Origin of the sequence: Sulfurisphaera ohwakuensis, assembly GCF_009729055.1 — an archaeon.
Taxonomy (GTDB): Archaea; Thermoproteota; Thermoprotei_A; order Sulfolobales; family Sulfolobaceae; genus Sulfurisphaera; species Sulfurisphaera ohwakuensis.
The window spans coordinates 1,311,126-1,334,558 of sequence record NZ_CP045484.1; the positions used below are offsets into that span (position 1 = coordinate 1,311,126).

The window sequence follows — 23,433 nt, forward strand, 5'->3', positions numbered from 1 at the left end:
TGTGTTTATTATGCAGTTAATCCTTCCTTGTGAGTATTCAGTTAAAGAGATTTTGCCAGCTATTAGGGCGCTAATAGCTGAAAAACTTGTTGAAGAAAAAAATCTTTCTATATATAAAACTGCTGATTTAATGGGTTTAACTCCTGCTGCTGTAGAGAACTATTTAAAGAAGAGAAGAGGTACTGCTGTTAAAGAGATTTTAAGAAGAGATAAAGAATTTATGGAATTCCTAGAGAATTTTAGTGATAAAGTGGTTAAGGAAAAGGATATAAATTCTATATCATCTTATTATTGTATTTTATGCGCTGAAGGTAAAAAAGTGTTAAATAAAAATGGTTACAAGCTGTCACATTGTATTGTTGAAAGTGCTCTAGGAGCTTATAATTTTTCTCTTAAGGAATGATTCTAGAAGTTTCCTTATTTTTAATCTAATATATACAATACCTAATTTTCTTATAGGTATTTTTATTCTATCAAATTCTGGGTTTAATTTCTCTATTTCTTCTCCTTGTGGTGATAATAAATTAGCTTCTTCAATGCGTGCTGCTAATACTAAATTTACTACAATCGGTGTTTCATTTAAATTTATTAAACCTAATGTCAATGTATGATTTTCATATTTTATAAAAAATGGTAAAATTCCGGCTGGATACAATTTATATAATGAAATAGGGAATGGTAACTTACAGTCTACTCTTTGTACCTTATTTTTTAAGTTCCATACAATTTCATAAGGCTTAGTTTCTTTCCAAGTAATTGATTTCATTAATGCTATTTTTCCATTAGATTCTACTTTAATATATCCGTTATTGTTTTCAAGATATAATTTGTTCTCTCCTATAACTGTATAAGTTTCTTTTAGTGAGATACTAAAAAATTCCGATTTTCCTATTATTTTCTTAGACTGAGAAATAATAAAGGGATTAAGATATGTATATAATGGGTTAACGTACCCTAATTCTAAGCTTAAGTTGTTATCATAAAAGGTTAATTTGTGGTTTCTCTCCCTTAATTTTTCATTTATTTCTCCACTTTCCATTACAATGTTTTTATTTTCTATTATATCTTCTCTATACCAGAAAGAAGGATTAAAGTAACTTTCTCCTTCTTTGCAAGGGAGCAAGTCATAGATCATATTTTCTAATGATTTAATGCTACTAAGCTCTAAATTCCATCCTATTTGTGATTCATAAATAGGTGAAAGGTAATAGTATTCTTTATCTCGTTTACTTCCTCTAGTTTGAATTTCTGTTCCATCTGGTCCAATTATTATGGAGTTGTGCTTCCATTCAATTTCCTCTGGATTAAGTAAAGATATGAGTTGTGGTGCTTGTTCAATAGAAAAAATATCATCTGAAACACTAATTTTTCTGACTTTTTGAATAGGAAAATCAGAGGCTACCTTTAATAAATCATCTAGTTTCATAAGTGGTCAAGCTCATCATCTGCTAAATCCGCCAAATGCCTTTTCTTCATCATTTCTGTCTCGGGGGTAATTCTTCATCCTAAATGCTTCTTTATTAGTTCAATTATTTTTTTACTATCCGCTCTTCCTCTTACTTTATTCATTACTTTGCTCATTATTATGTTAAACGCTTTATCTTTTTTATTTTCTATTTCTTTTTTATTTTCTTCTATTGTTTCTATTATAATTTTCTCTAATTCTGTTTCATTTAATGGAGTATATTTCTTAATTATTTCATTAAGCTGAGTTTTACTCGTTGCTAATTCTAATAGAATTTCTTGCACAGCATCTTTACTTATCTTATCTTCATATACATATTTTATTAATTCTTCTAGTATATTATCAGTAATAACGGAAATATCACCACCTTTACTTTTTACATATTTTACTGTTATTTCTAATGTAGATGCTATAAATGTAGGAGATACTTTTGGAGAATACTTCTTAACTAATTCTTCAAACAAATCTAATCTTAAGCTATTTAGCATTGTATTAGCCAAGTCCTTACTAAGTCCTAATTCTATCAATTTCTTTAATTTTATTTCAGGTTGTTCTGGAACAAATTGTTTAGATAACTCTAATATTCTTTCATCTATTCTTCTTGGTGGTATATCTGTTTCTGGATACATCCTCGCTGATCCAGGTTGTGGTCTCATAAATTTAGTTGTACCATCATCTAATGCTGCTCTTGTCTCTTTCGGAACCCCATCAAAAGCATATAATATTCTATCTAAAATCGTATTTGTAGCTATATCTAGTTTTTCTTTAGGTCCTACAATAATTATAAAAGCGTCATTCTCATTAATTTGAAGGATTTTTCTTACTTTTTCTACTTCTTCTTTAGTTATACCATAATTAGGAAGCTCATCTGAGTGGAATAAGCCTCCTAAACCGGCCAATGCTCTTACATAATCTGCTACTTCAGTACCGAATCTTCTATTAGGCATTAATTGCCAGCCAAATATTCCCTTGAAACCAGCTATTTTTAAGCCATATATTCTTCCATTCTTTTCTAATTCTTTTCTAATTATTTTACTATTAGTATCTTTAAATTCCTCTGTTAAATCAACTATTTTAAAAGAGTTCTTCACTATATCTTTATTAAGATTTCTTTTTTGTAATTCTTCTTTAATTCTTAATAATTCATATTGTCTTCTTGCTTCATTCTTTATAATATCTGGTATTAACTCTAAAAGTTGTACTCCTTTTATTTCAGTCTTTACTCCTCCCTGGATAGATACATTAAGATCTTGTCTAATAGTACCTATTCCCCTTTTTACTCTACCTGTTAATCTTAATAATTGTCCAATCTTTAATGCTACTCTTTCTGCTTGTTCTGGGGTTTTTATGTCTGGTGCAGTAGAAATTTCTATTAGAGGAATTCCAAGTCTATCAAGATTGTATATTGTTTCTGTTGGTGAATCTGTAATTTTCCTTGCCGCATCTTCTTCTAATGCTATTGTCTGAATGCCTATTCTTTGTCCGTTATCTTCTATGTAACCACCTAAGCTAATAATCGCCGTTCTTTGAAAGCCTGATGTATTAGAACCATCAATTACGATTTTTCTCATTACATAAACTTCATCAACTAATGTAGAGTGTAGTGCTAGAGAAACGGCTACAGCTATACTTAATGCTTCTTCGTCAATAATATGTGGAGGTTCTTCGTCACATTCTACTAAGCAAGAGTTTGGAGGAACTCGATATACATATTTTTTACCTTTTTGCCATTCAAATAATGCAGCTATGTCTATTTCTCCTAATTCACTAAATGATGGTCTGAGATATCTTTCTAATTGTGTGTGATATTCTTCATGAAGTGTTGTAGGACATTTGCAAAATAGTTTATGAGCTGTATTTAATTGCTGGTGAATTTCAAGACCAACTTTTAATCCTATTTTACTGTAATCTAATTCCGTCATGGAACCACCTTGGAAAGTATTCTGGTACGTGCCTATAGTTTATTTCCCCTACAAAATTAGTAAGCATTAAACTTCTTATTTTATCTAAATCAGATTCATGTGCAAGAACCCACATAAGTTTTACAAGTGCTGTTTCTGGTAACATATCTTCTAATGGAGTAACACCAGATTCTTGCAATAATCTTCCCGTAGTATAAACGTTCATATTTACTCTTCCAAATAAGCATTGTGACGTCATTCCTATAAATACTCCATCTTTAGTTGCTTTTTTGAAATAGTCTACAAATTCAGTAGATGTGTGACCTAATCCTGTTCCCTCAACTATTATTCCTCTAATTCCAGAAGAAATTAGATATTCTATTATTTCAGGATTAATACCAGGATAGTATTTTAACAGGAATACTCTTGTATCGAATTTTGCATCTAAAGCGTTTTCTTCTTTTCTTTTAATATAATCATCTCTCAGAAGTTTAATTTCTTTTTCCTTCCAAAAAACTTTCGCTAAGGGTATATCATTTATAGATTGAAAAGCATCTCTTCTACTAGTATGCATTTTTCTTACTTTTACTCCTCTATGTACTAAAGTATATGTATCTGAGCTTTCTCCATGCATATTGATAGTCACTTCTGCAAATGGAGAATTTTTAGCTACTAGTATAGCAGAATAGAGATTTATTGGAGAGTCACTGCTAGGTCTATCACTACTTCTCTGAGATCCTACAAGAACTATAGGTCCGGTTAGAGATTTAAATGAAAAAGCTAAAGCTGAAGCAGTATAAGCCATAGTGTCTGTGCCATGAGCAATTACAACGCCCAAATTTCCTTCATCTAAGGCTTTCTTTGCACTTTCTGCTATTTTAATCCAATATTCAGGTTTCATATTTTCACTTAGGATAGAAAATAATACTTCTGCATCTATTTTTGCAATCTCATTTATTTCGGGCATAAAATTTATAATCTCTTCAGTTGTTAGTGCTGGTCTTACAGCGCCAGTCTCATATTCTACTTTACTTACTATCGTTCCACCTGTACTAATTATTTTAACTTCGCTCTTTTCTTTTAGGGGTTTTTGCTCTCCTTTACTAACTTGGATATTCTGTCTCTTTTTTTCAACTAATTTAAAGTTAGAAATTCCACTTATCGAAACTCCTATATTATATCCATTATCTAATTTTATAACTATTATATCGTCTTCCTTAGAATAGCTTGGCATTACTACCCCTTTTATCGATAACCCATCTTTTTGTAGCTCTATTAGATCTCCTACATCAACATTATGAGAGGATAAAAATTCTAATGCCTTACCTCTATAACCTTCTAACATTAAAATAAAAGATATAAAAATAGATAAAAACGTTTACCTAGCAGCTACAGCTTGTTTTGACTGTCTAGCTTTTACAACTCTCTTCTCATATTCAATTCTATTTCTAACTCTTGGAACTTCTTTATGCCTTTCTTTTTTTGGCATTTTAGGTGTAGCATTTCTTACTTTCCCAGCTTTTGTGAGCGAACCGTGGGATGGCATACTAAATTATATGTGATGAAGAAAAATTTAAACTTAAATGCTAATTAGTTGTTTTGAGTACTGATGAAAGTATATATCGTGGAACATGCGATAGGGTCGTTTGCATATGATGAGCAAGGTAAGCTTATAGACTTTGTATTGAGTAGTAAGGACTTAGGAAAAGTTGTAGATTCTTTACTAGATAATGAAAAAGGTATTCCATTGCCAACTACCATAGAATTAATTCAGAAGATAAAACCAGAAGAAGTAGTAGTGGAGAATGAGGCAGAAATACCAAATTTGCAACAGTTAGGTGTTAAAGCTTCTTATGAGATACATAATCTTGGAAGTAGAATATTTAGAGAATCATTACCCAAGATAGCAATAGAAACAAAGTTTGCATCCTCAGAGAACGATTTATACTCATTTTTATATGAAGTTTCTTTTGAATATACTAGAAGAAAATTAAGAACTGCAGCCAGTAAAAGAGACTTACTAGCAATCCAGGCTATTAGGGCAATTGATGATATTGATAAAACTATAAATCTATTTTCGGAAAGATTAAGAGAATGGTATAGTATTCATTTCCCAGAACTTAATAAGCTTGTAGAAGATCATGAACTTTACGCTTCTATTGTTTCAAAATTTGGACATAGGGATGAGATAACAAATACGGGGTTAGATGAAATAGGAGTGAATAAAGATCTGAGCACTAAAATTTTAGATGCATCGAAAAAGAGTATTGGAGCTGATATTACTGATGTAGATATAAGATCAATTAAGATGCTAAGCGATACCATATTAGAGCTTTTCAGAATAAGATCAGAACTTACAGATTATGTTGAATCAGTTATGAAAGAAGTAGCTCCTAATGTTACTGCTTTAGTAGGACCAACACTAGGTGCACGATTATTAAGTTTAGCTGGTAGCCTAGAAGATTTAGCTAAAATGCCTGCTAGTACAATCCAGGTCTTAGGTGCAGAGAAAGCTCTGTTTAGAGCTTTAAGAAAAGGAGGCAAACCGCCAAAACACGGTGTTATATTTCAATACCCGGCAATTCACACTTCTCCGAGGTGGCAAAGAGGTAAAATTGCAAGAGCATTGGCTGCTAAATTGGCAATAGCTGCTAGGATAGATGCTTTTAGTGGCAGATTTATAGGTGATAAATTGAATGAAGAGTTAAAGAAAAGGATTGAGGAGATTAAGACAAAGTACGCTCAACCTCCACCAAGGAAGCCACAAGAACAAAAGAGAAAAGAAGAAGAAAGAAAAGGTAAAAAAGGAGGAAGAGAAAAAAGAAAAGGTAGGAGATGAAATTTATGTCAGAATTAGTTAAGATTTCAAAAACACAGTTTGAAAATGTATTTCAATGTGAATTTAATGATGGTACAGTAAGGCTTTGTACTAAAAACTTAGCTCCAGGGTTTAGTGTTTATGGTGAGAGGCTATTTAAAGTAGAAGGGATAGAGTATAGAGAATGGAATGCTTTTAGAAGTAAACTAGGCGGTGCTATTCTAAAGGGTTTAAAACAGAATCCTATTGTAAAAGGAACTAAAGTACTTTATTTGGGTGCAGCTTCTGGAACCACTCCAAGTCATGTTTCTGATATAGTTGAATTAGAAGGAAAGGTATATGGAGTAGAGTTTTCTCCTAGAGTGGTTAGGGAATTTTTACTTGTTGCTCAGCATAGACCTAATTTATTTCCCATTTTAGCAGATGCTAGATTTCCGCAATATTATAGGACTCTTGTAGAAGATGTTGATGTGTTATATGTAGATATTGCTCAGCCAGATGAAACAGATATAGCAATATATAATGCTAAATTTTTCCTTAAAAATGGCGGATATATGATGATGGCAATAAAAGCTAGAAGTATTGACGTTACAAAAGAGCCTACTGAAATCTATGAAATGGAAGTTAATAAGTTAAAAGAGAATAACTTTGATGTTATCCAGGTTATTCAACTAGATCCTTACGATAAAGACCATGCAATGGTGTTAGCAAAATATAAGGGAAAATAAATGATAGATAAAATTTTTGAGATAGGATTAAAGAATTTTTTAAGTTTTTATCCCCAGGATTTCGTAAGTATTCGTGAAGCTCTTGATGGGAAATTAAATATTAGATTATCTGATGGTTACTCTCATTTACTAAAGAAGGAAGAAGTAGAAAAAATCTCACATTATATTCCTCTTTATTTATGGTCATTAGTAAGAATTCCTTTTGTAATATTAAAAACTATGGAACCCGGCGAATATATTGTAAATGGTAGTGAGTGGGAAATAAAGGCATTGTCAATATTACTTAATAAAGATGTAAGTAAGGGATTACGTACGGGAGATATTGAAAAATTAATAAAAGAATATAAATCTTTAATAATTATAACATTAAGTCCTATTAATTTAGCTAATGAGGATGAGGAAAATGGTTACTATTGATGAGGTTGCAGAGATTCTTTCAAAAAGATCATTAGAGTATTCTATGATTAATTATCCAGATAAAAAGGAAAAATCAATAGATATAATAGCTGTAAATAGGAATAAGAAAATGATAGTTAAGATTCTAGGTAATAAGAAATCATCAAAAATCAAAAGTGACTTAAAAAACATAGCAAGAATTGGACTAGGAATTCCAGTAATAATTGAAGATTCCACTGAACAAGAAATAATAAATGATAGAGGTAACATATTAGGTATGAATGTAGAGACTTTTGAAAAAATTCTAGATGGAGAAAAAGTCTTCCTATACAAGACAAGGGGAGGAATCTTTGTTAAAATTAACTCTAAGGAGTTAAAAAAGAAAAGAGAAGAGATGGGCTTAAGCTTAGGAGAAGTTGCTCAAGCTTTAGGAGTTTCGAGGATATCAATCTACGATTATGAAAGGGAAGACTCTTATGTGTCAATTGATATTGCTGAAAAACTTGTTGAACTTTTTGGTGATGAGATATTAGGTGATGTATTAAGCGGTTTTAAGGTTGATGAAAAGGATATTAATCTAGAAACACAGACAGATAGCCTATCTGATAAAATTATGTTAAATTTGAATGAAAAAGGATATAAAGTAGTGAAGATGAACTTTACTGCAGTAGATATTATTGCCTCCAGGAATGATAAGAAACTATTATTTTCAGTAGAGGCTGATAATGTCTCTAAGTCCTTACGAAAATTTAATGAAGCTAAAAAGATCACCAGCAAAATAAAAGCAAGCCTTATTGTGGTTGTAAAAGAGAGTAAAAATAAAAAAATATATGAAAAAGAGGATTTTAATACAATAAGTGAAAACGAAATTATGAACTATGAATTTGATTGAAATAAAAGAAGGTAAGGCTTCTTTACTAATTCCTAATCCTAAAGATTATGAAAAAGAAGGGAGATATGATCCCAGTTGGTCTCCAGTTTTCTACAATCCTAAGATGAGATTAAATAGAGATATTAGTGTGTTAGCCTTAAGTGTAATAAAGCCTAGAAGTGTTGTTGATGCTCTATCTGCCTCTGGAGTCAGAGGGATAAGATATTATACTGAAATTGGAGGGATAGAAAAATTGATATTAAATGATAAAAATCCTATAGCAACAGAATTAATAAAGAAAAATGCAGAGAAGAACTATGTGAATGCTCACATAACAACAAAGGACGCAAATTCTTTATTATATGAGATTAAAGCAGATTTTGTAGATATAGATCCTTTTGGTTCTCCAGCCCCTTTTATCTTGTCAGCCATAAACGCTACAATAAACAAAGGCTATGTAGCTTTTACTGCAACTGATTTATCAGCCCTAGAATGTTCTTCAAAATTTTCTGCTAGAAGAAAATACGACTTGATATGCGAAAGATTAAGTTTTTCCAAAGAATTAGGAATTAGAGGTTTAATTGCCAAGGTAATAAGAGAAGGTGCTATTATAGAAAAAGCCGCATATCCTATATTTTCATTTTATTTTGATTATTATTATAGAGTATTCTTTAGAATAGAAAATGGCGCTAAAAAAGTTGATAAATTACTTGAGAAACAAGGGTATTATTATGAGTGTTCTAAATGTGGGTATCGTGAGGTCGATTATTATGCAGAAAGAAAAATATGTCCTAGATGTGGTATCGAGATGAGAAGATATGGTCCAGCATGGACAGGGGAACTATGGAATAGAGAGTTTTTGTTAAGTATGAAAGAGAATCTAAAGAATTTCACATACTTTGATACTTTCATGCAAGTAAATAAGTTGTTAAATATATTAGTAGAAGAGTCAAAGTATGTATCACCTTATTTTAGACTAGATTTTATAGCATCCTTAATAAAAAGAAATATACCAAAAAGAGAAAAAATGTTAGAATGTTTAAAAGAAGCTTCAATAACTCATTTTGATTATAGAGGTATAAAAACTAATAAAGAAATAGATGAAATAGTAAATTGTATAAAAATTAACTAGCTGATTTAGCATTAGTTAGTAAGTATTTAGATAATTGTGGACACGTCGAAGGAGAAATATAGCTACCATTTCCGCATTTTTTGAGAATTTTACAAGTATAGCATGGAATTTCTATAATAGAAGATAAGCTAACATATATATCTATTCCATCATCATCTATTGCAAATAGCTTTAATATGCTTTTCCCGTTTTCCTTTACAGATCTTTTAATTATCTTTTTCTTTTCAATAAGTTTTTTAATTATAAGACTTGCTTCCTTAGTTGATAACCCCAATTCTTTTATTAAATCTTTTTGTGGTATTCCATTATCGCCTGCTTCTTTTATCTTTTGATAAGCAAGATCTTCATATGATGATGTAGTTGATTCCATAAAACCACCGTGTTGGCTATATTAATATATTGTAAAACTAGCTTATTTATTTTGTTGTCCTTAAAGTTTAACTTCTATTTCGAAATTTGATATAATTTCCTTATATCTATTTCTTATTGTAACTTCTGTTATATTTAGTGCATTAGCTATGTCTTTTTGAGTCTTTTTTGCATCCATTAGTGTACTTACAAGGTACACACTAGCAGCTGCTAATGCTGTGTATCCTTTTCCACTAGTTAGACCATTTTTGTGCATTAAGTCAACTAATTCAGAAGCTTTAGTAGATATATATGGTGGTAAATTAAGTTTTTCTACAATTTTTGGAATGAACTCTGTAGGTTTTATATTGGGTTTAAACTCTAATGAACTCTTAGCTACTTTTTGAACTCTCTCTAGTGCTTTCCATAATTCACTAGATGAAATACCATAATTATTCTTTATCTCTTGAAGGGATTTTGGTATTTTATTTACTTGACAAGAATAGTAAAGTACCGCAGCAATTAACGTATATATGTCTATTCTTTTAGCTTTTCCCTCATCGATTATTTTTCTTATTAAAAGAGAGGCTGTTTCTTTTACGTATTCAGGAAGATTTAGCTTAGCAGCTTCATTATTTAATACGGATAAATAAGTGACTAACTTTCTATCCTTTGGAGAAACTCTGAGTTTATTCTGTATTGCTCTTAATTTTTCTATTTTAGTTTTATTACTGGACCTAGAATACCCAATTGTTGTTGTTATTCCAAAATCATGAACTTTTGCAGTAATAGGAGAACCTGTTCTTTCTCTTTCCAATCTGTCTTGTTCTGTATACGCTCTCCATTCTGGACCTTGATCTATAACAAATTCATCAATGACATATCCACAATTAGTACAGATGTATGTGCCTCTGTTTAGATCTAATGTTATACTTTCACTTCCGCAATTAGGGCACTTTATTTTCTCCATTTTTTCTTACCCCTCTTTTCTTTAAGTTCTACGTATAACTTACCTTGGGGTGCTTTTTCTGATAACGGTAATGCTAGTATGTATGGTTCTTCCACATTTCCAATTATATCTAAGATTTTGCCTACTCGATTTCCTTGTTCATCAACTAAAACTTTACCAGTATACTCTTGAGACGAATAGTCTATTTTAGGATTTCCTTTAAGAAGCCATTTATTATTTAGTGTATTTTTTAAGTATTCGCCTACCTCTACAAGTTTAATCTTTGTCACAAGTATAATATATTCTCCCATATATTAGTTGATATTTATAATAATACTCTTTGAGAAGAAGATGGGGTATTATTGAGCTTAAGATTTAGATTATTGGCTTGAAAGCTTATATTTGGATTAAGAAATAACTATAATAACTCTTGCTAAATAGTGATATTCGAATGAGCGATTCAGTTGAATCAGAAGAAGAGATTCAGCAGAAATTGTCAAAAGCCTCAGAGGAGTTAAGAAAATTAAGAGAAGAAAGACAGAAAATAATTGAAAATATAAGAAAATTAAGAGAAAAGAGAAGAGAAAAAGTTGATAGACTTAGAAGTATAAGGGAGCAAATAAAACAACTAAGAGAAGAGTTAAAGGCTAAAAGTGAAGAAATTAAGCAACTTTCTCAACAGAAGCAGAGTTTGATCCAGGTTATAAGTGAAATAAAAAAGGAATTTGAACAAATCAAGAACGTTGAGAAAGTTAAGGAAAAATTGGACCCATTACAAATTTTAAAGAAAATAGAGCAATTGGAATGGAGACTACAAACTTCTAGTCTCTCATTAGAAGAAGAGAAGAAAATAATCTTAAAAATAGCTAACTTAGAGAAAAAACTAGAAACAGCGAAAAAATTAGCACAACTTAAAGAGAAAAATACTGAGAATAGAGCGGAACTTTTAGCTAAAAGAGTTGAACTATCAACAATAAGACAACGTATAGTTGAATTAAGGAATCAAATTTCAGAGAAAGTGAAAATATATCAACAACTAAAGAATGAGAGAGATTCATTAGTGAAAGAAATTGAGATTTTAAATAATCAAATCAGTGAACTAGTAAATAAGAACAACGAGATAAAAAATAAAATTACTGAGAAAAAAGATGAAATTAAGAAATATAGGGATGAGTTAAAGAAAATTAAGGATATGTTAAAATCAAGGAATATCACGGAAGTTTACGAGAATCAACTTAAAAATGTTAATAAAGAGATAATCGAGAATAAGCGTAAGAAAGCCGAGGAAAAGCTGAAAAACAATAAGAGACTAACATTTGATGAACTTTTAATATTGTACTATAATGATAAGGATAATAATGAGCAAGATTCTAATAATTTACGTTGATATTGATGATGATTTAGGAAAAATAGGTTTAGAGACTCCTATTATAGGAGAAGAACGTGTAAAAAAAGCTATTGATATTGCTTCAGAAACAATTCCAACGGATTCAGACTTTAATACTATGGTAGTAGCATATAATATCTATAAGAAACTTCGTAAAGAAAATAATGATGTAGAGATAGCATTTATATCTGGGTCAGAAAGAAGTAACATAGAGGGTCAAATAGAATTTTCAAGAAAATTAGATGAAGCTATAAAAACTACAAATGCAGAAGAAGCGATCATTGTGTATGATAGCCCAGAAGATGCTAAAGCTATACCAATTATACAGTCTAAGTTGAAAGTTATAGGTATCGAAAGAGTTTTAGTTGAGCAATATAGAGGAGTCGAGGAAACTTATGCTTTATTAGGAAGATACATAAAAAAAGCTATTTCCGACCCTAGATTTGCAAGAATTTTTTTAGGTGTTCCTGGAATTATTTTAATTACAATAGGTATATTTTCTCTGTTAAATCTTACAGTTTATGCAACGCCAGCCATTCTAATAATAATTGGTTTAGCCTTATTAGGTAGAGGTCTCAGAATAGATGAATACATAGAACAATGGTGGGAAAATTCTACGATAATGGTAATAGCAGCGATTATATCTCTAATTTCAACTATTGTAGGGATAATTGAAGGTTATTATGTGAGTGCATCTATAAAACTATATGATCTCTCTTCTATTTTTATAATTTTAACTACTATTCTTCCCTTTATCGTATTCGCTATAATAGTTTTATTTGGTGCTAAAGCAATAAATAAAGTCATGAATAGAGATATAAAAGTATGGCACGATATATTCAGAATAATTGCAGTAATTATAATCTATTATATGATGGTTTTAATATCTAAGAATCTTGAGGAAAATGTAATAGGTGTTCAACTTCAAACAATGTATACATTATCTGTAATAACACTTGTACTTGTTTCTTTATATATAGTTTTTTCTATAATAGAAAAACATATAACATAAAAATTATTTAGGAAGTTTATCTCTTACTTCAACTGGTAAATCTTCTCTCTTGAGGATCTTGGCTTTTCTACTGGCTTTAGTAACTATTTTACCTAGAATTATGTATGCATTAACATCATTTGCTTTTTCTGCTTTCTCATAGGATTTTAAATATCTCATCTTAACATATTTGTTTTTATCTAATTGAACATAAACATATTTTCCGTGTTTTAATGTCATATTTATCACCTATAATTATATCTTTAAAACTCTAACTCCTCTTCTTCAAATGGTTTTACGCAATCTAGTTCAACTAACTTATCGAATATTTTCTTTACAGCTTTATGTACTTCTTCTTCTCTCTTAGCCCCAGTAATAACCATTTTACCACTACTAAAGATGAGTAATACAACTCTAGGATCTTCCATCCTATATATTAATCCAGGGAATTGTTCAGGTTCATACATATTATTTTCTAACAAGAATGCTGCTTTATCTAAATTTACGATAACATGTAAATTTGCTGATGCAACAATATTTTGTATCTGTATTTTTGGTTTTCCAGTTAAATTCATTCCATATCTCTTTAGGGTTTTTATTATTCTTTTTACTGCTTTAATTAATTCGTCAGTACTCTTAGCCCCAGTAACCACCATTTTACCTGATTTGAATATGAGAGAAGTAACTTTTGGTGCTTCGAGCCTAAATATAAGACCAGGGAATTGATCTGGGTCATATTCGACATTTGGTACACTTCTTTCCATTGCATACAAGTCTAAGTTTTGATCCAATGTTACTGTAGCTACAATGTTTTCAATATTTACTACTGCCTTGTACGGTATTTCTGGTATATTAGGTCACCTACAAAATAGTTTATAAATACACATTTATAAATTCCCATTTAAAGCATAATGTCCTTCAGTAGCCCTAATTCAGGAAACTCCATTATACCCTCTTTTTCAATAATAACATAAGGTTTAGATTTTTCTAGAATAGAATATTCTCTCATAAGTGGAGACATGTAGTTGGAATGATTCAGTGAAATATCGTTCCCTGCTTGATAAATTCCAATTGCAGGTAAAATAATTACTTTTGAGTTATTTTTCAGTGGAGTTACTAGAAAGCATTGCATTCTTCTTACAAAGCCTAGTTTATCTCTTAATCCTAACCTTGGATGCTCATGCCCTATGATATATATTTTATTTTCTTCCACATCTATATTCATATGGCCATGAAATATAACAATATTATCGACTATCAAAGAATCTACTAGCTTAATATTATCATAATTCTCAGTGACTAAAGATAAATAATTATCATGATTACCTCTAATTATCGTAATTTCTGTACCTTCATCTTTTAATATTCGAAATATTTCATTAAGTTCAGTTTTTTCTTGTTTGGTTAATTTACTAAAAGAATGTTTAAGATCTCCATTAATTATGAGTTTGTTTGTTTTGAAAACCTCTCTTGCTCTATTGAAAATATTGAGAAAACGTTTCTTTTGAACTTTTGGTATGAATATTCCTTTTGATGCCATCTCTTCTTCGTAACCTATGTGTACATCAGATAGAATTATAGAGTTAAGTCTTCGTATATATATAACGGGCAAATCTTCATCAATGTAAATATCATCAACTAAACTTATCATCTTGTTCTTATAATCTAATTTAATACTAATAAATACCAATTTAAAAACATGCCAACGCTTAAGCTTATAGGGTTGGGCCTCTCTGCTAAATTTGTAACTAGAGAAGCAATTGATGAGATAAGTAAATGTAATGTTGTGCTATTCGAAAGTTATACTTCTCTATCTTGTGATATAAATTTAGATTTTATTAAATTTTTAAATAAAAATGTTATTATTGTAGATAGAAAATTTATTGAAAATAATATTAAAGAAATTATTAAACTGTTAAAAGAGAAAGAAGATGTTTGTATAGTAACTATAGGGGATCCTATGATTGCAACAACACATGTGAGTCTTATTGTTGAGGTGAAAGACAAGGGCTATAATTTTAAAGTAATTCCGGGGATATCAGTTCATTGCTATATAATTTCAAAATCTATGTTATCTTCCTATAAATTTGGTAAATCTGTAACTATAACTTACCCTTATAATAATAAAATTGATACGACTCCTTATGATGTAATTTATGATAATTTTATACGGGGACTCCACACAATACTATATCTTGACTTAAAAGAAGATAAAATTATGACAGCTAAAGAAGCCGTAGAACTTCTAATAGAAATGGAGAAAATAAAGAAGCAAGGACTAATTAGTGATGATAGAATCATCATAGTAGGTCAGAGATTGGGATGCGATGATGAGGAAGTAGTTGCATTACGATTAAAGGAAGTATTTAATTATAAATTTAAAGAACCACCACATATTATTGTATTTCCTACAGATAAGTTACACTTCATGGAGGTAGAGGCTTTAAAATGTCTAATGAAATAAGAAATAGAGTAGAAAAATATATAAAAGGAATGGAAGAAAGGTTACAAAAAATACCTAGTCATATCTATGAAAAATATCGTAAAGTACTAGATCTTGCTAAACAATATACAGAGGATGCAAAATATTATCTGAGTAAAGAAGATGAAGTTACTGCGTTGGTTGATGTAGTTTATGCTGAAGGTTTATTAGATTCAGTTATATTTAATGAAAATCTTGATATAGATTCACAAATTTCTAAAAAAGTATTCGTAGGTGGCACATTTGATATATTACACCCTGGTCATATAGAATTTTTAAAAGAGGCTTCTCGTTATGGAAGAGTCTATGTCTCTGTTGCAAGAGATAAAAACTCAGAAAAGGTAAAAGGGAGAAAACCAATAAATGATGAAAATCAAAGATTAGAAGTAGTAAAGAGCATTAGATATGTTTATGAAGCATTTTTAGGAGATGAAAAAGATTTTCTAAAAAGTGTTGAAAGGGTAAAACCAGACATATTATTTTTAGGTCCTGATCAGCATGTTGATGAGAATAAATTAAAAGAAGAGTTAAAGAAAAGAGGAATTGATAACATAGAAATAATAAGAATGAAAGAAAGAATAAATAATTGGTCTCATTCAAGCACTACATCAATAATTCAAGAAATAGTCAAAAGATATTGCAATCAAAGATAAACTTCAATTTCTACCTCATCACCATCTTTAAGACTAAGTTTTTCTCTTAAATAGTAAGGTGATATAATTTCAACAACACTTTTTGGATGAGTAGTTCTCGCTGGAATTACTATAGCTGCTGGTGAAATTGAATTTATCGAAGATGGGAAAGCCTTTACACTTCCTAAAACCCTATTTGGCTCTTTGTGTTCTGGGATAATAATTCCTTTAGCTAAATCTAAGATCAATCTATTTTCTAATGATATCCTATCATAGATAACAATATTTAAAGTTCCGGCATAAGGTTCAAATCCTAAGTATTTTTTGAAGGATTCGATATAGTAAGGAATTGAAAGGAAAATTCTACCCTCTCCTAACCCTGCTGTCACTTTTCCTTTTATGTGTAATATTTTAGTCCTCATAATTAATTGTAATATATCTTCTATGCATCTCTTTAATTCTTCTTCTCCTTTATCTGTAAGCTTTATATATTCCCCATCTTTTATTATAATTCTTTGTATTATCCCTTCTTCCTCGAGTTCTTTTAATTTTCTTGATACAGTTTGCTGTGATAAACCAGATTCTTTTGAAATCTCTGTTTGTGTTACTAACTTATCACTATTTAATAACTTAAACAGTTTACATGTAAATAGTGTATCTTTTCAAGTTTCTCCCTCCGTACAACCTAGTTCTGCTTCTTTATATTCTCCATTTATATCATCTTCTATGTCTTTAGTTGCCCAATTCCAGTTATCTGTCCAAGCATTACCTATCTGTATAGGTTTATCTAATTTACTTAATAAGACTATTCTACTAGGTATATGTTCAGATAGAATTTTATAACCAGTATGCTCAGCTAATTTTTTAGCAAATTCTTTAATTTCAAAATGTCTAGGCATAGCATCTTTACTAAGTCTATAAGTAGAAGGTCCTACATGCATGTATGCTTTTACTTCAATATATGTTGGTTGTGCGATTTCCATGAGTCTTGCAAATTCTCTTGCATCTTCATCACTCATATTGAATCCTTTTATCATAGTCATTCTTATAACTGTGGGCGAACTAAAGCTTGGAAGAATTTCTAATGTTTTCATAACTAAATTCCATGAGTTTGCAACAATAGGTCTATTTATTAGTTTATGTTTAAATTCATTAGGGGCTTGAAGTGATACAAATAATTGAGTAGGTTCTTCTTCTAAGCTTGCAAGTATATCTGGCCTTACTCCACTAGTTACTAAAAAGGTTGTAAGCCCTCTTTTATGGTACTCTTTGATTAGTTCTCCAAGCCTATCATATAATGTGGGTTCGCCTGTAAGGCTTATAGCTACATGTCTAGGTGTTATAGCCTCTTTAACTTTGTTTTTATCTACTCCCTCACGTCCAAAATAACCAGATACTGCCCTTTTATGTTCTTCTATACTTTTTTCCACAATAATATCTGGATCATCTTCTACTGGTAATTTTGTTTCATCCCATTCAATTCCTATATCCTCTGGTTCTAATCTCCAACAATGAATGCATCTGAACCAACACCACGCAGCAGTAGGTGACATTTGAACACATCTATGGCTTTCAATTCCGTAAAACTTGCCTTTATAGCAATATCTCCCTGAAGTTAAGGCTTCGTGAGTCCAATGACATTTCTTATATACGCTATGATTTCCAACTATGTGATATTTTTCTTTTTCTAGTTCTTTCATTATCAAGCTTAAAGTATCTATCCTAAGATTACTTACCATCTACTAAACTACTGAATGTAAGATTAAAAACTTTAACTTATAGGTGCTGTTAAATCATAAAGGTTAAGTACTTTTTCTATTTTTGCTGAAATAGCCATAATGTAATAGTCCGACAAATATCTTCCCATAAGTTGTAATCCTATGGGTAAATTATTATAGAATCCTGCTGGCTGAGATAAAGCTGGTACTCCAGCTAAATTTGCAATTACAGTGTTTAGATCCATAGCATACATTTTAATAGGATCCTCAACTACCTCACCTATTTTTGGGGGCAATATAGGCATAGTTGGTGATGCTATTAGATCGAATTCTTTAAGTATATTATCAACATTATCTTTTATTAATCTTCTAATTTTAAGTGCTTTAATATAGAACTCTTCATAATATCCTGCACTTAGGATAAAGCTTCCTAATAATATTCTTCTTTTAACTTCTATTCCAAATCCTTCTCCTCTATTTTTAGCAAAAGTCTCTCTCCAATTACCTTCATAGTATTTACTATATCCGTATCTTACACCATCAAATCTAGCTAAATTAGAGCTAGCCTCTGACATAGCAATAATATAATAAGCCGGTAAAGCATATTCAGCATATCCTAAATTCACTTCTTTAATTATTGCCCCCTCAGAACTTAATTTATCTAGAGTTGAGTTAAATATCGAAACAACTGGTTTATCTGATGCCTCTACTATATCCTTCAAAACAGCAATTTTAACATCTTTCAGATCTACTTTTTCCGGTACTTGGGGTTCAAAATGAATTGTGGTAGCATCTTTAGGGTCATCACCAGAGATTATTGAATAGAGTAAAGCCAGATCTTCAGCATTTTTTGCCATCGGTCCTATTTGTTCTAAACTATTTGCATAAGCTACTAACCCAAATCTACTAACTGTCCCATAAGAAGGCTTTAAGCCAAATACGGCATTATACGCAGCTGGCGCTCTTATTGAACCTCCAGTATCACTACCTAAAGCTATATCTACTATTCCTGCAGCTAATGCGGCTCCGCTTCCCCCAGAGCTTCCCCCAGGTGTTCTCTCTAGATCCCAAGGATTTCTTGTAGGGCCAAAATAACTTGTCTCCGTTGTCGATCCCATTGCAAATTCATCCATATTTGTTTTGCCTAGAATAACTGCTCCTTCTTGCTTTAATTTTTCTATTACAGTAGCATCATATGGCGGTACATAATCCTCTAACATTCTAGAAGCACAAGTGGTTCTAATTCCTTTTGTGGAGATGTTATCCTTAATAGCTATTAGAATTCCAGATAATTTCCCTTTAGGGTTCTTAAGCTTTTCTCTTACTTCTCTCTTAACTTCTTCTTTATCCCTTATTGTTATAAACGCTTTGATTTTTTTCTCAATTTTCTCGATTCTTTCATATGTTCTTTCAACATATTCATCAATATCTAAGTTCTTATTTAGTAAGTCTTCTACCAGTTTCGTAATCATATTACTCCCCATAGGTAGCAGGTCCTACTATAAAACCATCCTCCTTTCTTTTCACATTACTTAATGCTTCGTCTCTACTCAATGGTTTTATAATTTCATCTTTTCTAAGCTTACCAGTAGATATAGGATGAAATAAAGGTTCTACATTAGAAAGGTCTAGTTTATTTATCTGATCAAAGAAATCGAGAATATTCTTTATATCTCGTTTTATTCTTTCTTTTTCTCTATCATTTAATTCTACTAGGGCTAAATTCTGTAATCTAGAAATAAGTTCATTATTTACTTCGATCTTCACTTCTTCTCACGCTCTCACTAATCCATTTTAAATAATCTGGTAAGCCATCATTAAAGTTTATTATAATAATTTCTGGTAGAGTATAAGTGTGAAGTTCCTTTATTCTGTTTATTAATTTTTCCTTTACCTTTTCATCGCTTTTTATTATTAATAAGCTTTCATCATCTTCAGTGGTTTTGTCTTCCCAGACATAAAAGGATTTTACATAAGGTATTATATTAACACAAGCTGCAAGTCTTTCATCAACTAGAGTTTTTGCTATCTTCTTAGCGGACTCCATTCCACCAATTGTTGTAAGAGCAATAATATACGACATATTAATTAGTTACTGCTTTTTAATTAAAAAATCAATGAAGGCTGAAGAACTAATTGATATCATAAAATGGGAGGGATTTAGGGAAGCATTATTTTATGGGCTTAGCGAATGTGAGGAGTTGGGTAAAGAGTTTATAGGCATTACGCTAGATAATGGTGATGGAATTATTTTAAGGGTTAATCCTTATGAGAACGAAATTCTTTATATTTTACTATATTCTAATAAGAAATATTCAAATAATGATTTGAGATTAATTGGCATTTTTAAGCCTGAGGAAAATGGTAATACCTATTTTATATACCAAATAACTAATTTAAGGAATTTTATAAATATGTTTGGTAATGATATAAAAGTTATTTATGTTGAAGTGATCAGAGATGCTCTTGAAGACTTTTTATACACAGCAATGGCTTGATGATGAGACATTTAAAAAATTGCTAACGTTTTCTAGGTTTTTAGGTAGAGATAAGAATGGTTCACAATTCGTGATAGACATAGAAAGAGCAAGAAGAAATAAAGTTAAATTAGATGATATACTTTCTATTTTATCTGAACTTGGTATAGAACTAAGTGAAACCGACTTAAGGGAAATGGCTAAATATTTGCCCGAGTATGATGTAGAATTTGAACTTAAAGATGGAAAGTTAATAATAAAACCTCACGTTTTCATTCTAGATATTATAAAGGATTACAAAGATAAAGGCATTTTAAAATATGATAAGCAGAGTAAGGTGTATGTAACGGATCCATACTACTACTATCAGATAAAAAATAGATTAGAAGAAAACGGACTAAAGATTAAAGACCTGGGATTAGATGTAAAAGAATTAAACATTAATTTCAAGGGAGAACTGAGAGATTATCAGAAAGAGGCAGTAGATACGTGGCTACAACGTGGTTCTGGAGTAATAGCACTTCCTACTGGTGCAGGTAAAACAGTCATTGGAATAAAAATAATTACTGAAGTTAGGAAGTCGACACTAATAGTTACATTTACTAAGGATCAAATGTTACAGTGGAGGGATGCAATACTTAAATTTACAAATGCGAATAGAAGTGATATTGGTCTTTACTACTCTGAGGAAAAGAACATAAGACCTATCACAATAACAACATATCATACTGCATATAGGCATATAGTTGAACTATCTGGCAAATTTGAGCTTTTGATAATAGACGAAGCGCATCATTTACCCGCAGATAGATTTAAAGAGATAGCGCTTAAGTGTATAGCCTCTAAAAGGCTTGGTCTTTCAGCTACTCCAGTGAGGGAAGATGGAAAGCACGAGGAGTTATTTAAATTGATGGGCGGATTAATATATTTTAAAACTCCCCAAGAATTAATTCAGAAGGGTTATTTAGCCCCATTCGAATTAATTCAGATTAGAGTTAATTTAGCGCCTAAAGAAAAAATAAAGTATGCTACTTTACTCTCCCAGTTTAGAAAAGTTTCTGGAGGTAAAAAGGTTTCGGAGCTAATACAGTTAGTAAAAGAAGGTAATTCTAATGCTATTGAAGCTATGAAAATTTATAATGAAATGAAAAAAATTGTTAATCTAGCTGAAAATAAATTAAAGGCTCTTGACGATATAATCCAAAAGGAAAGTGGAAATAAAATACTAATTTTTACACAATACGTAGATCAAGCTGAAGAAATTGCAAAGAAGTATAATGCTTATTTAATAACCGGTAAGACAAATAAGAATGAAAGAGAAAAAATTCTGCGAATATTTAAAACATTAAAATCTGGGATACTAGTGTTAACTACTGTAGGTGATGAAGGACTAGATATACCAGACGCTAATGTAGGAATAATAGTTACCGGAACTGGCTCAAGAAGACAATTTATTCAAAGACTAGGAAGGCTCTTAAGACCAAGTAATGGTAAGGTCGCAAGACTTTATGAAATAGTTACTAGAGGTACGGCAGAAGAGTATCAAGCTTCTAAAAGGAAAGATATAACATTTGGATTAGATATTTATTCTTCTTCAGAAGAAGATTTGGTATAATAAAACACAGAATAAGCAAATGTTTTTATAATAGGAATTGCGGTTGGAGTGTATATTATAACAGAGTCCCTATACAAACTAATCAGTGTATATCCATTAATTGATAGGATAGGATATCCTTTAGTGATTACATTTGATATTTGTAATTTAACCTCCCCTAGAATTTTCTTTAATGTATACGCTGTTAATATCTTGCTGCAATCTACATTAATTTCTCCTTTAACAGTAATCAAATTCTCTGCTATAATTTCCAATCTTTCATTCCCCTTTACAACATAACCATCAACCCATGAAGGACTTTCTATTTCATCTTTACACTCGTCTGATATTTTTGACAAAGGTGGATAAATTATTAGATTTTTATTAACTTTTAACAATGCTGGGTAGGTTATTATTATATCGTTAGATTTTATATCTAAGTTGTGCTCAGCTTTACATATACGAGAGCCTTTATCAACATAAGGCATTTTAACTCCATTTTTTATATTAGTTTTGAATGATATAACCTTGTAAGGTCTGATATATGATGAGTAACTAGGCTGTTGATTATGAGATGGTTAAAAAAACGTGAAATAGTTATATATTATTTACTATATAGGAAATTTAGAAATGATAAGTTTAATATAGGCTTAGCGTTAGATACTTTATCTCCATATTTTTCAAAAAAAGTTATTAAAAATACGTTAAAATATATGGTAAAATTAGGTCTTATAGTTAAAGTCAATGAACTAGAATATAGGTTAATTTCCTTTGATGAATACTTATCTATTGTATCTTATGAATATTTAAAAAGAAGGCTTACTCTTCATCATAAAACTCAATAGTAATTTTAACCTTTACATCTTTTTTACTAATTGGAGGTATTTTATCACCGAAATCTACTCCTACAACAACTGGATTGCCCATAGAATCATTAAATTTTACTTCTGCTACATAATGTAACTTAGGTTGCTGTTGCATCATATTTAATACTTCGTTGTATATTCTGGTTAAAGCCATCTGAAAAGCTAGAGGGCTAGAAAGATCTTCAGGTTTTAGTTGTATCGAAACTAGATTACCCATTACTTCCCCTATTTTTGCTCTTCCTTCAAATTCTACTTTATAAGAAGGTTGAGTATTTTCTGGCATATTACCACAGAATTATATAATATATAAAGATACTAATTAATCTATTGCTTAAAGAAAAGGGCTGAATAAAAAGGCTTTATCTTTGTTATGCTTTCTTCCTTATAGCTATCTCGATTGTTGATACTCTAGATTGCCTACCATCTTGGCTTGTTACTACTTGGCTTCCTATCCTAATTTCCTTAACTTCTATTTTGTCTGGTAAGAATCTATTTCTCACTATTTCTACAGTGTCTACGGCTTTGCTTATTGCTCTACCTCTAGCCTTTATTATTATTTCACTTACACCTTGGTTTAATAGAGTTAGAGCTGCTAAGACATAATTCATTACTGGCTTTTTACCTACTAATACTACATTGCTTGGAGTTGGGGTTGCAGTGCTGCTCATCTTTTTCCAC

The 23,433-nt window shown here is 30.6% G+C and carries 31 protein-coding genes; 13 read left to right on the plus strand and 18 right to left on the minus strand.

The annotated features are described in order from the left end of the window. Nucleotides 1-10: 10 nt before the first annotated feature. Entirely contained in the window at nt 11-403 is a 393-nt protein-coding gene (locus D1869_RS07285; protein WP_052846519.1) for a transcriptional regulator, read from the plus strand. Here D1869_RS07285 and D1869_RS07290 read toward each other — a convergent pair. The 4 genes from D1869_RS07290 to D1869_RS07305 all read right to left on the minus strand — a co-directional run bounded on the left by D1869_RS07290 (nt 371) and on the right by D1869_RS07305 (nt 4,912). Further along, nucleotides 371-1,426: a hypothetical protein gene (locus D1869_RS07290; RefSeq protein WP_156014542.1), complete on the minus strand. Its 1,056-nt coding sequence runs from the start codon at nt 1,424-1,426 to the stop codon at nt 371-373. The genes D1869_RS07285 and D1869_RS07290 overlap by 33 nt on opposite strands. A 74-nt stretch (nt 1,427-1,500) precedes the next feature. Beyond that, complete coding sequence (gene gatE / locus D1869_RS07295; RefSeq protein WP_156014543.1) at nt 1,501-3,387, minus strand: Glu-tRNA(Gln) amidotransferase subunit GatE; 1,887 nt, start codon at nt 3,385-3,387, stop codon at nt 1,501-1,503. Continuing rightward, nucleotides 3,365-4,711, minus strand: coding sequence for a Glu-tRNA(Gln) amidotransferase subunit GatD (gene gatD / locus D1869_RS07300; RefSeq protein WP_156014544.1), 1,347 nt, complete (start codon nt 4,709-4,711; stop codon nt 3,365-3,367). Before gatD ends, gatE begins: the two co-directional genes overlap by 23 nt. Nucleotides 4,712-4,744: 33 nt before the next feature. Further along, nucleotides 4,745-4,912 (minus strand): 30S ribosomal protein S30e, encoded by a 168-nt coding sequence (locus D1869_RS07305; protein WP_156014545.1) that lies wholly within the window; start codon nt 4,910-4,912, stop codon nt 4,745-4,747. 63 nt (nt 4,913-4,975) lie between these two features. Here D1869_RS07305 and D1869_RS07310 point away from each other — a divergent pair, with 63 nt between their 5' ends. The 5 genes from D1869_RS07310 to D1869_RS07330 are packed head-to-tail and all read left to right on the plus strand — an operon-like array spanning nt 4,976 to nt 9,311. Then, nucleotides 4,976-6,205, plus strand: coding sequence for a C/D box methylation guide ribonucleoprotein complex aNOP56 subunit (locus D1869_RS07310; protein ID WP_156014546.1), 1,230 nt, complete (start codon nt 4,976-4,978; stop codon nt 6,203-6,205). A 5-nt stretch (nt 6,206-6,210) separates the two neighbouring features. Further along, entirely contained in the window at nt 6,211-6,912 is a 702-nt protein-coding gene (locus D1869_RS07315; protein ID WP_156014547.1) for a fibrillarin-like rRNA/tRNA 2'-O-methyltransferase, read from the plus strand. Further along, complete coding sequence (locus D1869_RS07320) at nt 6,913-7,329, plus strand: DUF61 family protein (RefSeq protein ID WP_156014548.1); 417 nt, start codon at nt 6,913-6,915, stop codon at nt 7,327-7,329. Next, nucleotides 7,316-8,200 (plus strand): helix-turn-helix domain-containing protein, encoded by an 885-nt coding sequence (locus tag D1869_RS07325; protein ID WP_231113779.1) that lies wholly within the window; start codon nt 7,316-7,318, stop codon nt 8,198-8,200. Before D1869_RS07320 ends, D1869_RS07325 begins: the two co-directional genes overlap by 14 nt. Beyond that, complete coding sequence (locus D1869_RS07330; protein ID WP_156014550.1) at nt 8,187-9,311, plus strand: tRNA (guanine(26)-N(2))-dimethyltransferase; 1,125 nt, start codon at nt 8,187-8,189, stop codon at nt 9,309-9,311. The genes D1869_RS07325 and D1869_RS07330 overlap by 14 nt, the downstream gene beginning before the upstream one ends. Here D1869_RS07330 and D1869_RS07335 read toward each other — a convergent pair. The 3 genes from D1869_RS07335 to D1869_RS07345 are packed head-to-tail and all read right to left on the minus strand — an operon-like array spanning nt 9,304 to nt 10,898. Beyond that, complete coding sequence (locus D1869_RS07335) at nt 9,304-9,681, minus strand: winged helix-turn-helix domain-containing protein (protein ID WP_156014551.1); 378 nt, start codon at nt 9,679-9,681, stop codon at nt 9,304-9,306. The genes D1869_RS07330 and D1869_RS07335 overlap by 8 nt on opposite strands. A gap of 60 nt (nt 9,682-9,741) precedes the next feature. Further along, nucleotides 9,742-10,620, minus strand: a complete 879-nt coding sequence (locus D1869_RS07340) for a transcription initiation factor IIB (RefSeq protein WP_156015934.1) — start codon at nt 10,618-10,620, stop codon at nt 9,742-9,744. After that, nucleotides 10,617-10,898, minus strand: coding sequence for a Gar1/Naf1 family protein (locus D1869_RS07345; protein ID WP_052846946.1), 282 nt, complete (start codon nt 10,896-10,898; stop codon nt 10,617-10,619). Before D1869_RS07345 ends, D1869_RS07340 begins: the two co-directional genes overlap by 4 nt. 161 nt (nt 10,899-11,059) lie before the next feature. Here D1869_RS07345 and D1869_RS07350 point away from each other — a divergent pair, with 161 nt between their 5' ends. After that, a complete protein-coding gene (locus tag D1869_RS07350; protein WP_156014552.1) occupies nt 11,060-11,995 on the plus strand; it encodes a coiled-coil protein in 936 nt (311 codons plus the stop codon). Then, nucleotides 11,967-13,007, plus strand: coding sequence for a DUF373 family protein (locus tag D1869_RS07355; RefSeq protein WP_156014553.1), 1,041 nt, complete (start codon nt 11,967-11,969; stop codon nt 13,005-13,007). Before D1869_RS07350 ends, D1869_RS07355 begins: the two co-directional genes overlap by 29 nt. A 3-nt stretch (nt 13,008-13,010) precedes the next feature. Here the strand turns inward: D1869_RS07355 and D1869_RS07360 are convergent, their stop codons facing one another. The 3 genes from D1869_RS07360 to D1869_RS07370 form a co-directional block, all read right to left on the minus strand. Next, complete coding sequence (locus tag D1869_RS07360) at nt 13,011-13,226, minus strand: DUF5622 domain-containing protein (protein ID WP_052846520.1); 216 nt, start codon at nt 13,224-13,226, stop codon at nt 13,011-13,013. A 23-nt stretch (nt 13,227-13,249) separates the two neighbouring features. Next, nucleotides 13,250-13,795 carry a TATA-box-binding protein gene (locus D1869_RS07365; RefSeq protein WP_231113802.1) on the minus strand — a complete coding sequence of 182 codons (546 nt, stop codon included), beginning with the start codon at nt 13,793-13,795 and terminating at the stop codon, nt 13,250-13,252. Nucleotides 13,796-13,887: 92 nt separating this feature from the next. Further along, the gene (locus D1869_RS07370; RefSeq protein WP_156014554.1) at nt 13,888-14,637 is read right to left on the minus strand and encodes a metallophosphoesterase; all 750 of its coding nucleotides are present in this window, start codon (nt 14,635-14,637) and stop codon (nt 13,888-13,890) included. A 48-nt stretch (nt 14,638-14,685) separates the two neighbouring features. On the opposite strand from D1869_RS07370, the gene dph5 reads away from it, so the two are divergent. After that, nucleotides 14,686-15,450: a diphthine synthase gene (gene dph5, locus D1869_RS07375; protein ID WP_156014555.1), complete on the plus strand. Its 765-nt coding sequence runs from the start codon at nt 14,686-14,688 to the stop codon at nt 15,448-15,450. Further along, nucleotides 15,435-16,121 (plus strand): DUF357 domain-containing protein, encoded by a 687-nt coding sequence (locus D1869_RS07380; protein WP_010979298.1) that lies wholly within the window; start codon nt 15,435-15,437, stop codon nt 16,119-16,121. Before dph5 ends, D1869_RS07380 begins: the two co-directional genes overlap by 16 nt. Here D1869_RS07380 and D1869_RS07385 read toward each other — a convergent pair. The 5 genes from D1869_RS07385 to cutA form a co-directional block, all read right to left on the minus strand. Then, on the minus strand, nt 16,112-16,693 hold the full coding sequence (locus tag D1869_RS07385) for a CTP-dependent riboflavin kinase (protein ID WP_231113804.1): 582 nt from the start codon (nt 16,691-16,693) through the stop codon (nt 16,112-16,114). The two genes, D1869_RS07380 and D1869_RS07385, sit on opposite strands and share 10 nt — an antisense overlap. A 69-nt stretch (nt 16,694-16,762) precedes the next feature. Further along, nucleotides 16,763-17,839, minus strand: a complete 1,077-nt coding sequence (gene twy1 / locus D1869_RS07390; RefSeq protein ID WP_156014557.1) for a 4-demethylwyosine synthase TYW1 — start codon at nt 17,837-17,839, stop codon at nt 16,763-16,765. 32 nt (nt 17,840-17,871) lie between these two features. After that, nucleotides 17,872-19,290: an Asp-tRNA(Asn)/Glu-tRNA(Gln) amidotransferase subunit GatA gene (gatA, locus tag D1869_RS07395; protein ID WP_156014558.1), complete on the minus strand. Its 1,419-nt coding sequence runs from the start codon at nt 19,288-19,290 to the stop codon at nt 17,872-17,874. A gap of 1 nt (nt 19,291) precedes the next feature. Continuing rightward, complete coding sequence (gene gatC, locus D1869_RS07400; RefSeq protein WP_010979304.1) at nt 19,292-19,585, minus strand: Asp-tRNA(Asn) amidotransferase subunit GatC; 294 nt, start codon at nt 19,583-19,585, stop codon at nt 19,292-19,294. Next, the gene (gene cutA / locus D1869_RS07405) at nt 19,566-19,901 is read right to left on the minus strand and encodes a divalent-cation tolerance protein CutA (protein ID WP_156014559.1); all 336 of its coding nucleotides are present in this window, start codon (nt 19,899-19,901) and stop codon (nt 19,566-19,568) included. The genes gatC and cutA overlap by 20 nt, the downstream gene beginning before the upstream one ends. Nucleotides 19,902-19,935: 34 nt before the next feature. Here cutA and D1869_RS07410 point away from each other — a divergent pair, with 34 nt between their 5' ends. Both D1869_RS07410 and D1869_RS07415 read left to right on the plus strand, forming a co-directional pair. Beyond that, complete coding sequence (locus D1869_RS07410; protein ID WP_010979306.1) at nt 19,936-20,316, plus strand: hypothetical protein; 381 nt, start codon at nt 19,936-19,938, stop codon at nt 20,314-20,316. Continuing rightward, a complete protein-coding gene (locus D1869_RS07415; protein WP_156014560.1) occupies nt 20,279-21,910 on the plus strand; it encodes a DEAD/DEAH box helicase in 1,632 nt (543 codons plus the stop codon). The genes D1869_RS07410 and D1869_RS07415 overlap by 38 nt, the downstream gene beginning before the upstream one ends. Here the strand turns inward: D1869_RS07415 and D1869_RS07420 are convergent. Continuing rightward, entirely contained in the window at nt 21,880-22,377 is a 498-nt protein-coding gene (locus tag D1869_RS07420) for a hypothetical protein (protein WP_156014561.1), read from the minus strand. The genes D1869_RS07415 and D1869_RS07420 overlap by 31 nt on opposite strands. Nucleotides 22,378-22,452: 75 nt before the next feature. Between D1869_RS07420 and D1869_RS07425 the strand changes: the two genes are divergently transcribed. Then, nucleotides 22,453-22,734, plus strand: coding sequence for a hypothetical protein (locus D1869_RS07425; RefSeq protein WP_184650928.1), 282 nt, complete (start codon nt 22,453-22,455; stop codon nt 22,732-22,734). Here D1869_RS07425 and D1869_RS07430 read toward each other — a convergent pair. Next, complete coding sequence (locus D1869_RS07430) at nt 22,709-23,038, minus strand: hypothetical protein (RefSeq protein WP_010979309.1); 330 nt, start codon at nt 23,036-23,038, stop codon at nt 22,709-22,711. The two genes, D1869_RS07425 and D1869_RS07430, sit on opposite strands and share 26 nt — an antisense overlap. Nucleotides 23,039-23,123: 85 nt before the next feature. Beyond that, nucleotides 23,124-23,423: a DNA-binding protein Alba gene (albA, locus tag D1869_RS07435; protein ID WP_010979310.1), complete on the minus strand. Its 300-nt coding sequence runs from the start codon at nt 23,421-23,423 to the stop codon at nt 23,124-23,126. Nucleotides 23,424-23,433: the final 10 nt, after the last annotated feature.

What these genes read in the sequence shown, in the direction of transcription:
- D1869_RS07335 (WP_156014551.1), bottom strand. Translation starts at nt 9,681, where the DNA reads ATGGAATCAACTACATCATCATATGAAGATCTTGCTTATCAAAAGATA.
- D1869_RS07355 (WP_156014553.1), top strand. Translation starts at nt 11,967, where the DNA reads ATGAGCAAGATTCTAATAATTTACGTTGATATTGATGATGATTTAGGA.
- D1869_RS07360 (WP_052846520.1), bottom strand. Translation starts at nt 13,226, where the DNA reads ATGACATTAAAACACGGAAAATATGTTTATGTTCAATTAGATAAAAAC.
- D1869_RS07285 (WP_052846519.1), top strand. Translation starts at nt 11, where the DNA reads ATGCAGTTAATCCTTCCTTGTGAGTATTCAGTTAAAGAGATTTTGCCA.
- dph5 (WP_156014555.1), top strand. Translation starts at nt 14,686, where the DNA reads ATGCCAACGCTTAAGCTTATAGGGTTGGGCCTCTCTGCTAAATTTGTA.
- twy1 (WP_156014557.1), bottom strand. Translation starts at nt 17,839, where the DNA reads ATGGTAAGTAATCTTAGGATAGATACTTTAAGCTTGATAATGAAAGAA.
- D1869_RS07420 (WP_156014561.1), bottom strand. Translation starts at nt 22,377, where the DNA reads ATGCCTTATGTTGATAAAGGCTCTCGTATATGTAAAGCTGAGCACAAC.
- cutA (WP_156014559.1), bottom strand. Translation starts at nt 19,901, where the DNA reads ATGTCGTATATTATTGCTCTTACAACAATTGGTGGAATGGAGTCCGCT.
- D1869_RS07325 (WP_231113779.1), top strand. Translation starts at nt 7,316, where the DNA reads ATGGTTACTATTGATGAGGTTGCAGAGATTCTTTCAAAAAGATCATTA.
- D1869_RS07320 (WP_156014548.1), top strand. Translation starts at nt 6,913, where the DNA reads ATGATAGATAAAATTTTTGAGATAGGATTAAAGAATTTTTTAAGTTTT.
- D1869_RS07430 (WP_010979309.1), bottom strand. Translation starts at nt 23,038, where the DNA reads ATGCCAGAAAATACTCAACCTTCTTATAAAGTAGAATTTGAAGGAAGA.
- D1869_RS07370 (WP_156014554.1), bottom strand. Translation starts at nt 14,637, where the DNA reads ATGATAAGTTTAGTTGATGATATTTACATTGATGAAGATTTGCCCGTT.
- gatE (WP_156014543.1), bottom strand. Translation starts at nt 3,387, where the DNA reads ATGACGGAATTAGATTACAGTAAAATAGGATTAAAAGTTGGTCTTGAA.
- D1869_RS07380 (WP_010979298.1), top strand. Translation starts at nt 15,435, where the DNA reads ATGTCTAATGAAATAAGAAATAGAGTAGAAAAATATATAAAAGGAATG.
- D1869_RS07350 (WP_156014552.1), top strand. Translation starts at nt 11,060, where the DNA reads ATGAGCGATTCAGTTGAATCAGAAGAAGAGATTCAGCAGAAATTGTCA.
- D1869_RS07315 (WP_156014547.1), top strand. Translation starts at nt 6,211, where the DNA reads ATGTCAGAATTAGTTAAGATTTCAAAAACACAGTTTGAAAATGTATTT.
- D1869_RS07410 (WP_010979306.1), top strand. Translation starts at nt 19,936, where the DNA reads ATGAAGGCTGAAGAACTAATTGATATCATAAAATGGGAGGGATTTAGG.
- D1869_RS07305 (WP_156014545.1), bottom strand. Translation starts at nt 4,912, where the DNA reads ATGCCATCCCACGGTTCGCTCACAAAAGCTGGGAAAGTAAGAAATGCT.
- albA (WP_010979310.1), bottom strand. Translation starts at nt 23,423, where the DNA reads ATGAGCAGCACTGCAACCCCAACTCCAAGCAATGTAGTATTAGTAGGT.
- D1869_RS07330 (WP_156014550.1), top strand. Translation starts at nt 8,187, where the DNA reads ATGAATTTGATTGAAATAAAAGAAGGTAAGGCTTCTTTACTAATTCCT.
- gatD (WP_156014544.1), bottom strand. Translation starts at nt 4,711, where the DNA reads ATGTTAGAAGGTTATAGAGGTAAGGCATTAGAATTTTTATCCTCTCAT.
- D1869_RS07310 (WP_156014546.1), top strand. Translation starts at nt 4,976, where the DNA reads ATGAAAGTATATATCGTGGAACATGCGATAGGGTCGTTTGCATATGAT.
- gatA (WP_156014558.1), bottom strand. Translation starts at nt 19,290, where the DNA reads ATGATTACGAAACTGGTAGAAGACTTACTAAATAAGAACTTAGATATT.
- D1869_RS07415 (WP_156014560.1), top strand. Translation starts at nt 20,279, where the DNA reads ATGCTCTTGAAGACTTTTTATACACAGCAATGGCTTGATGATGAGACA.
- D1869_RS07290 (WP_156014542.1), bottom strand. Translation starts at nt 1,426, where the DNA reads ATGAAACTAGATGATTTATTAAAGGTAGCCTCTGATTTTCCTATTCAA.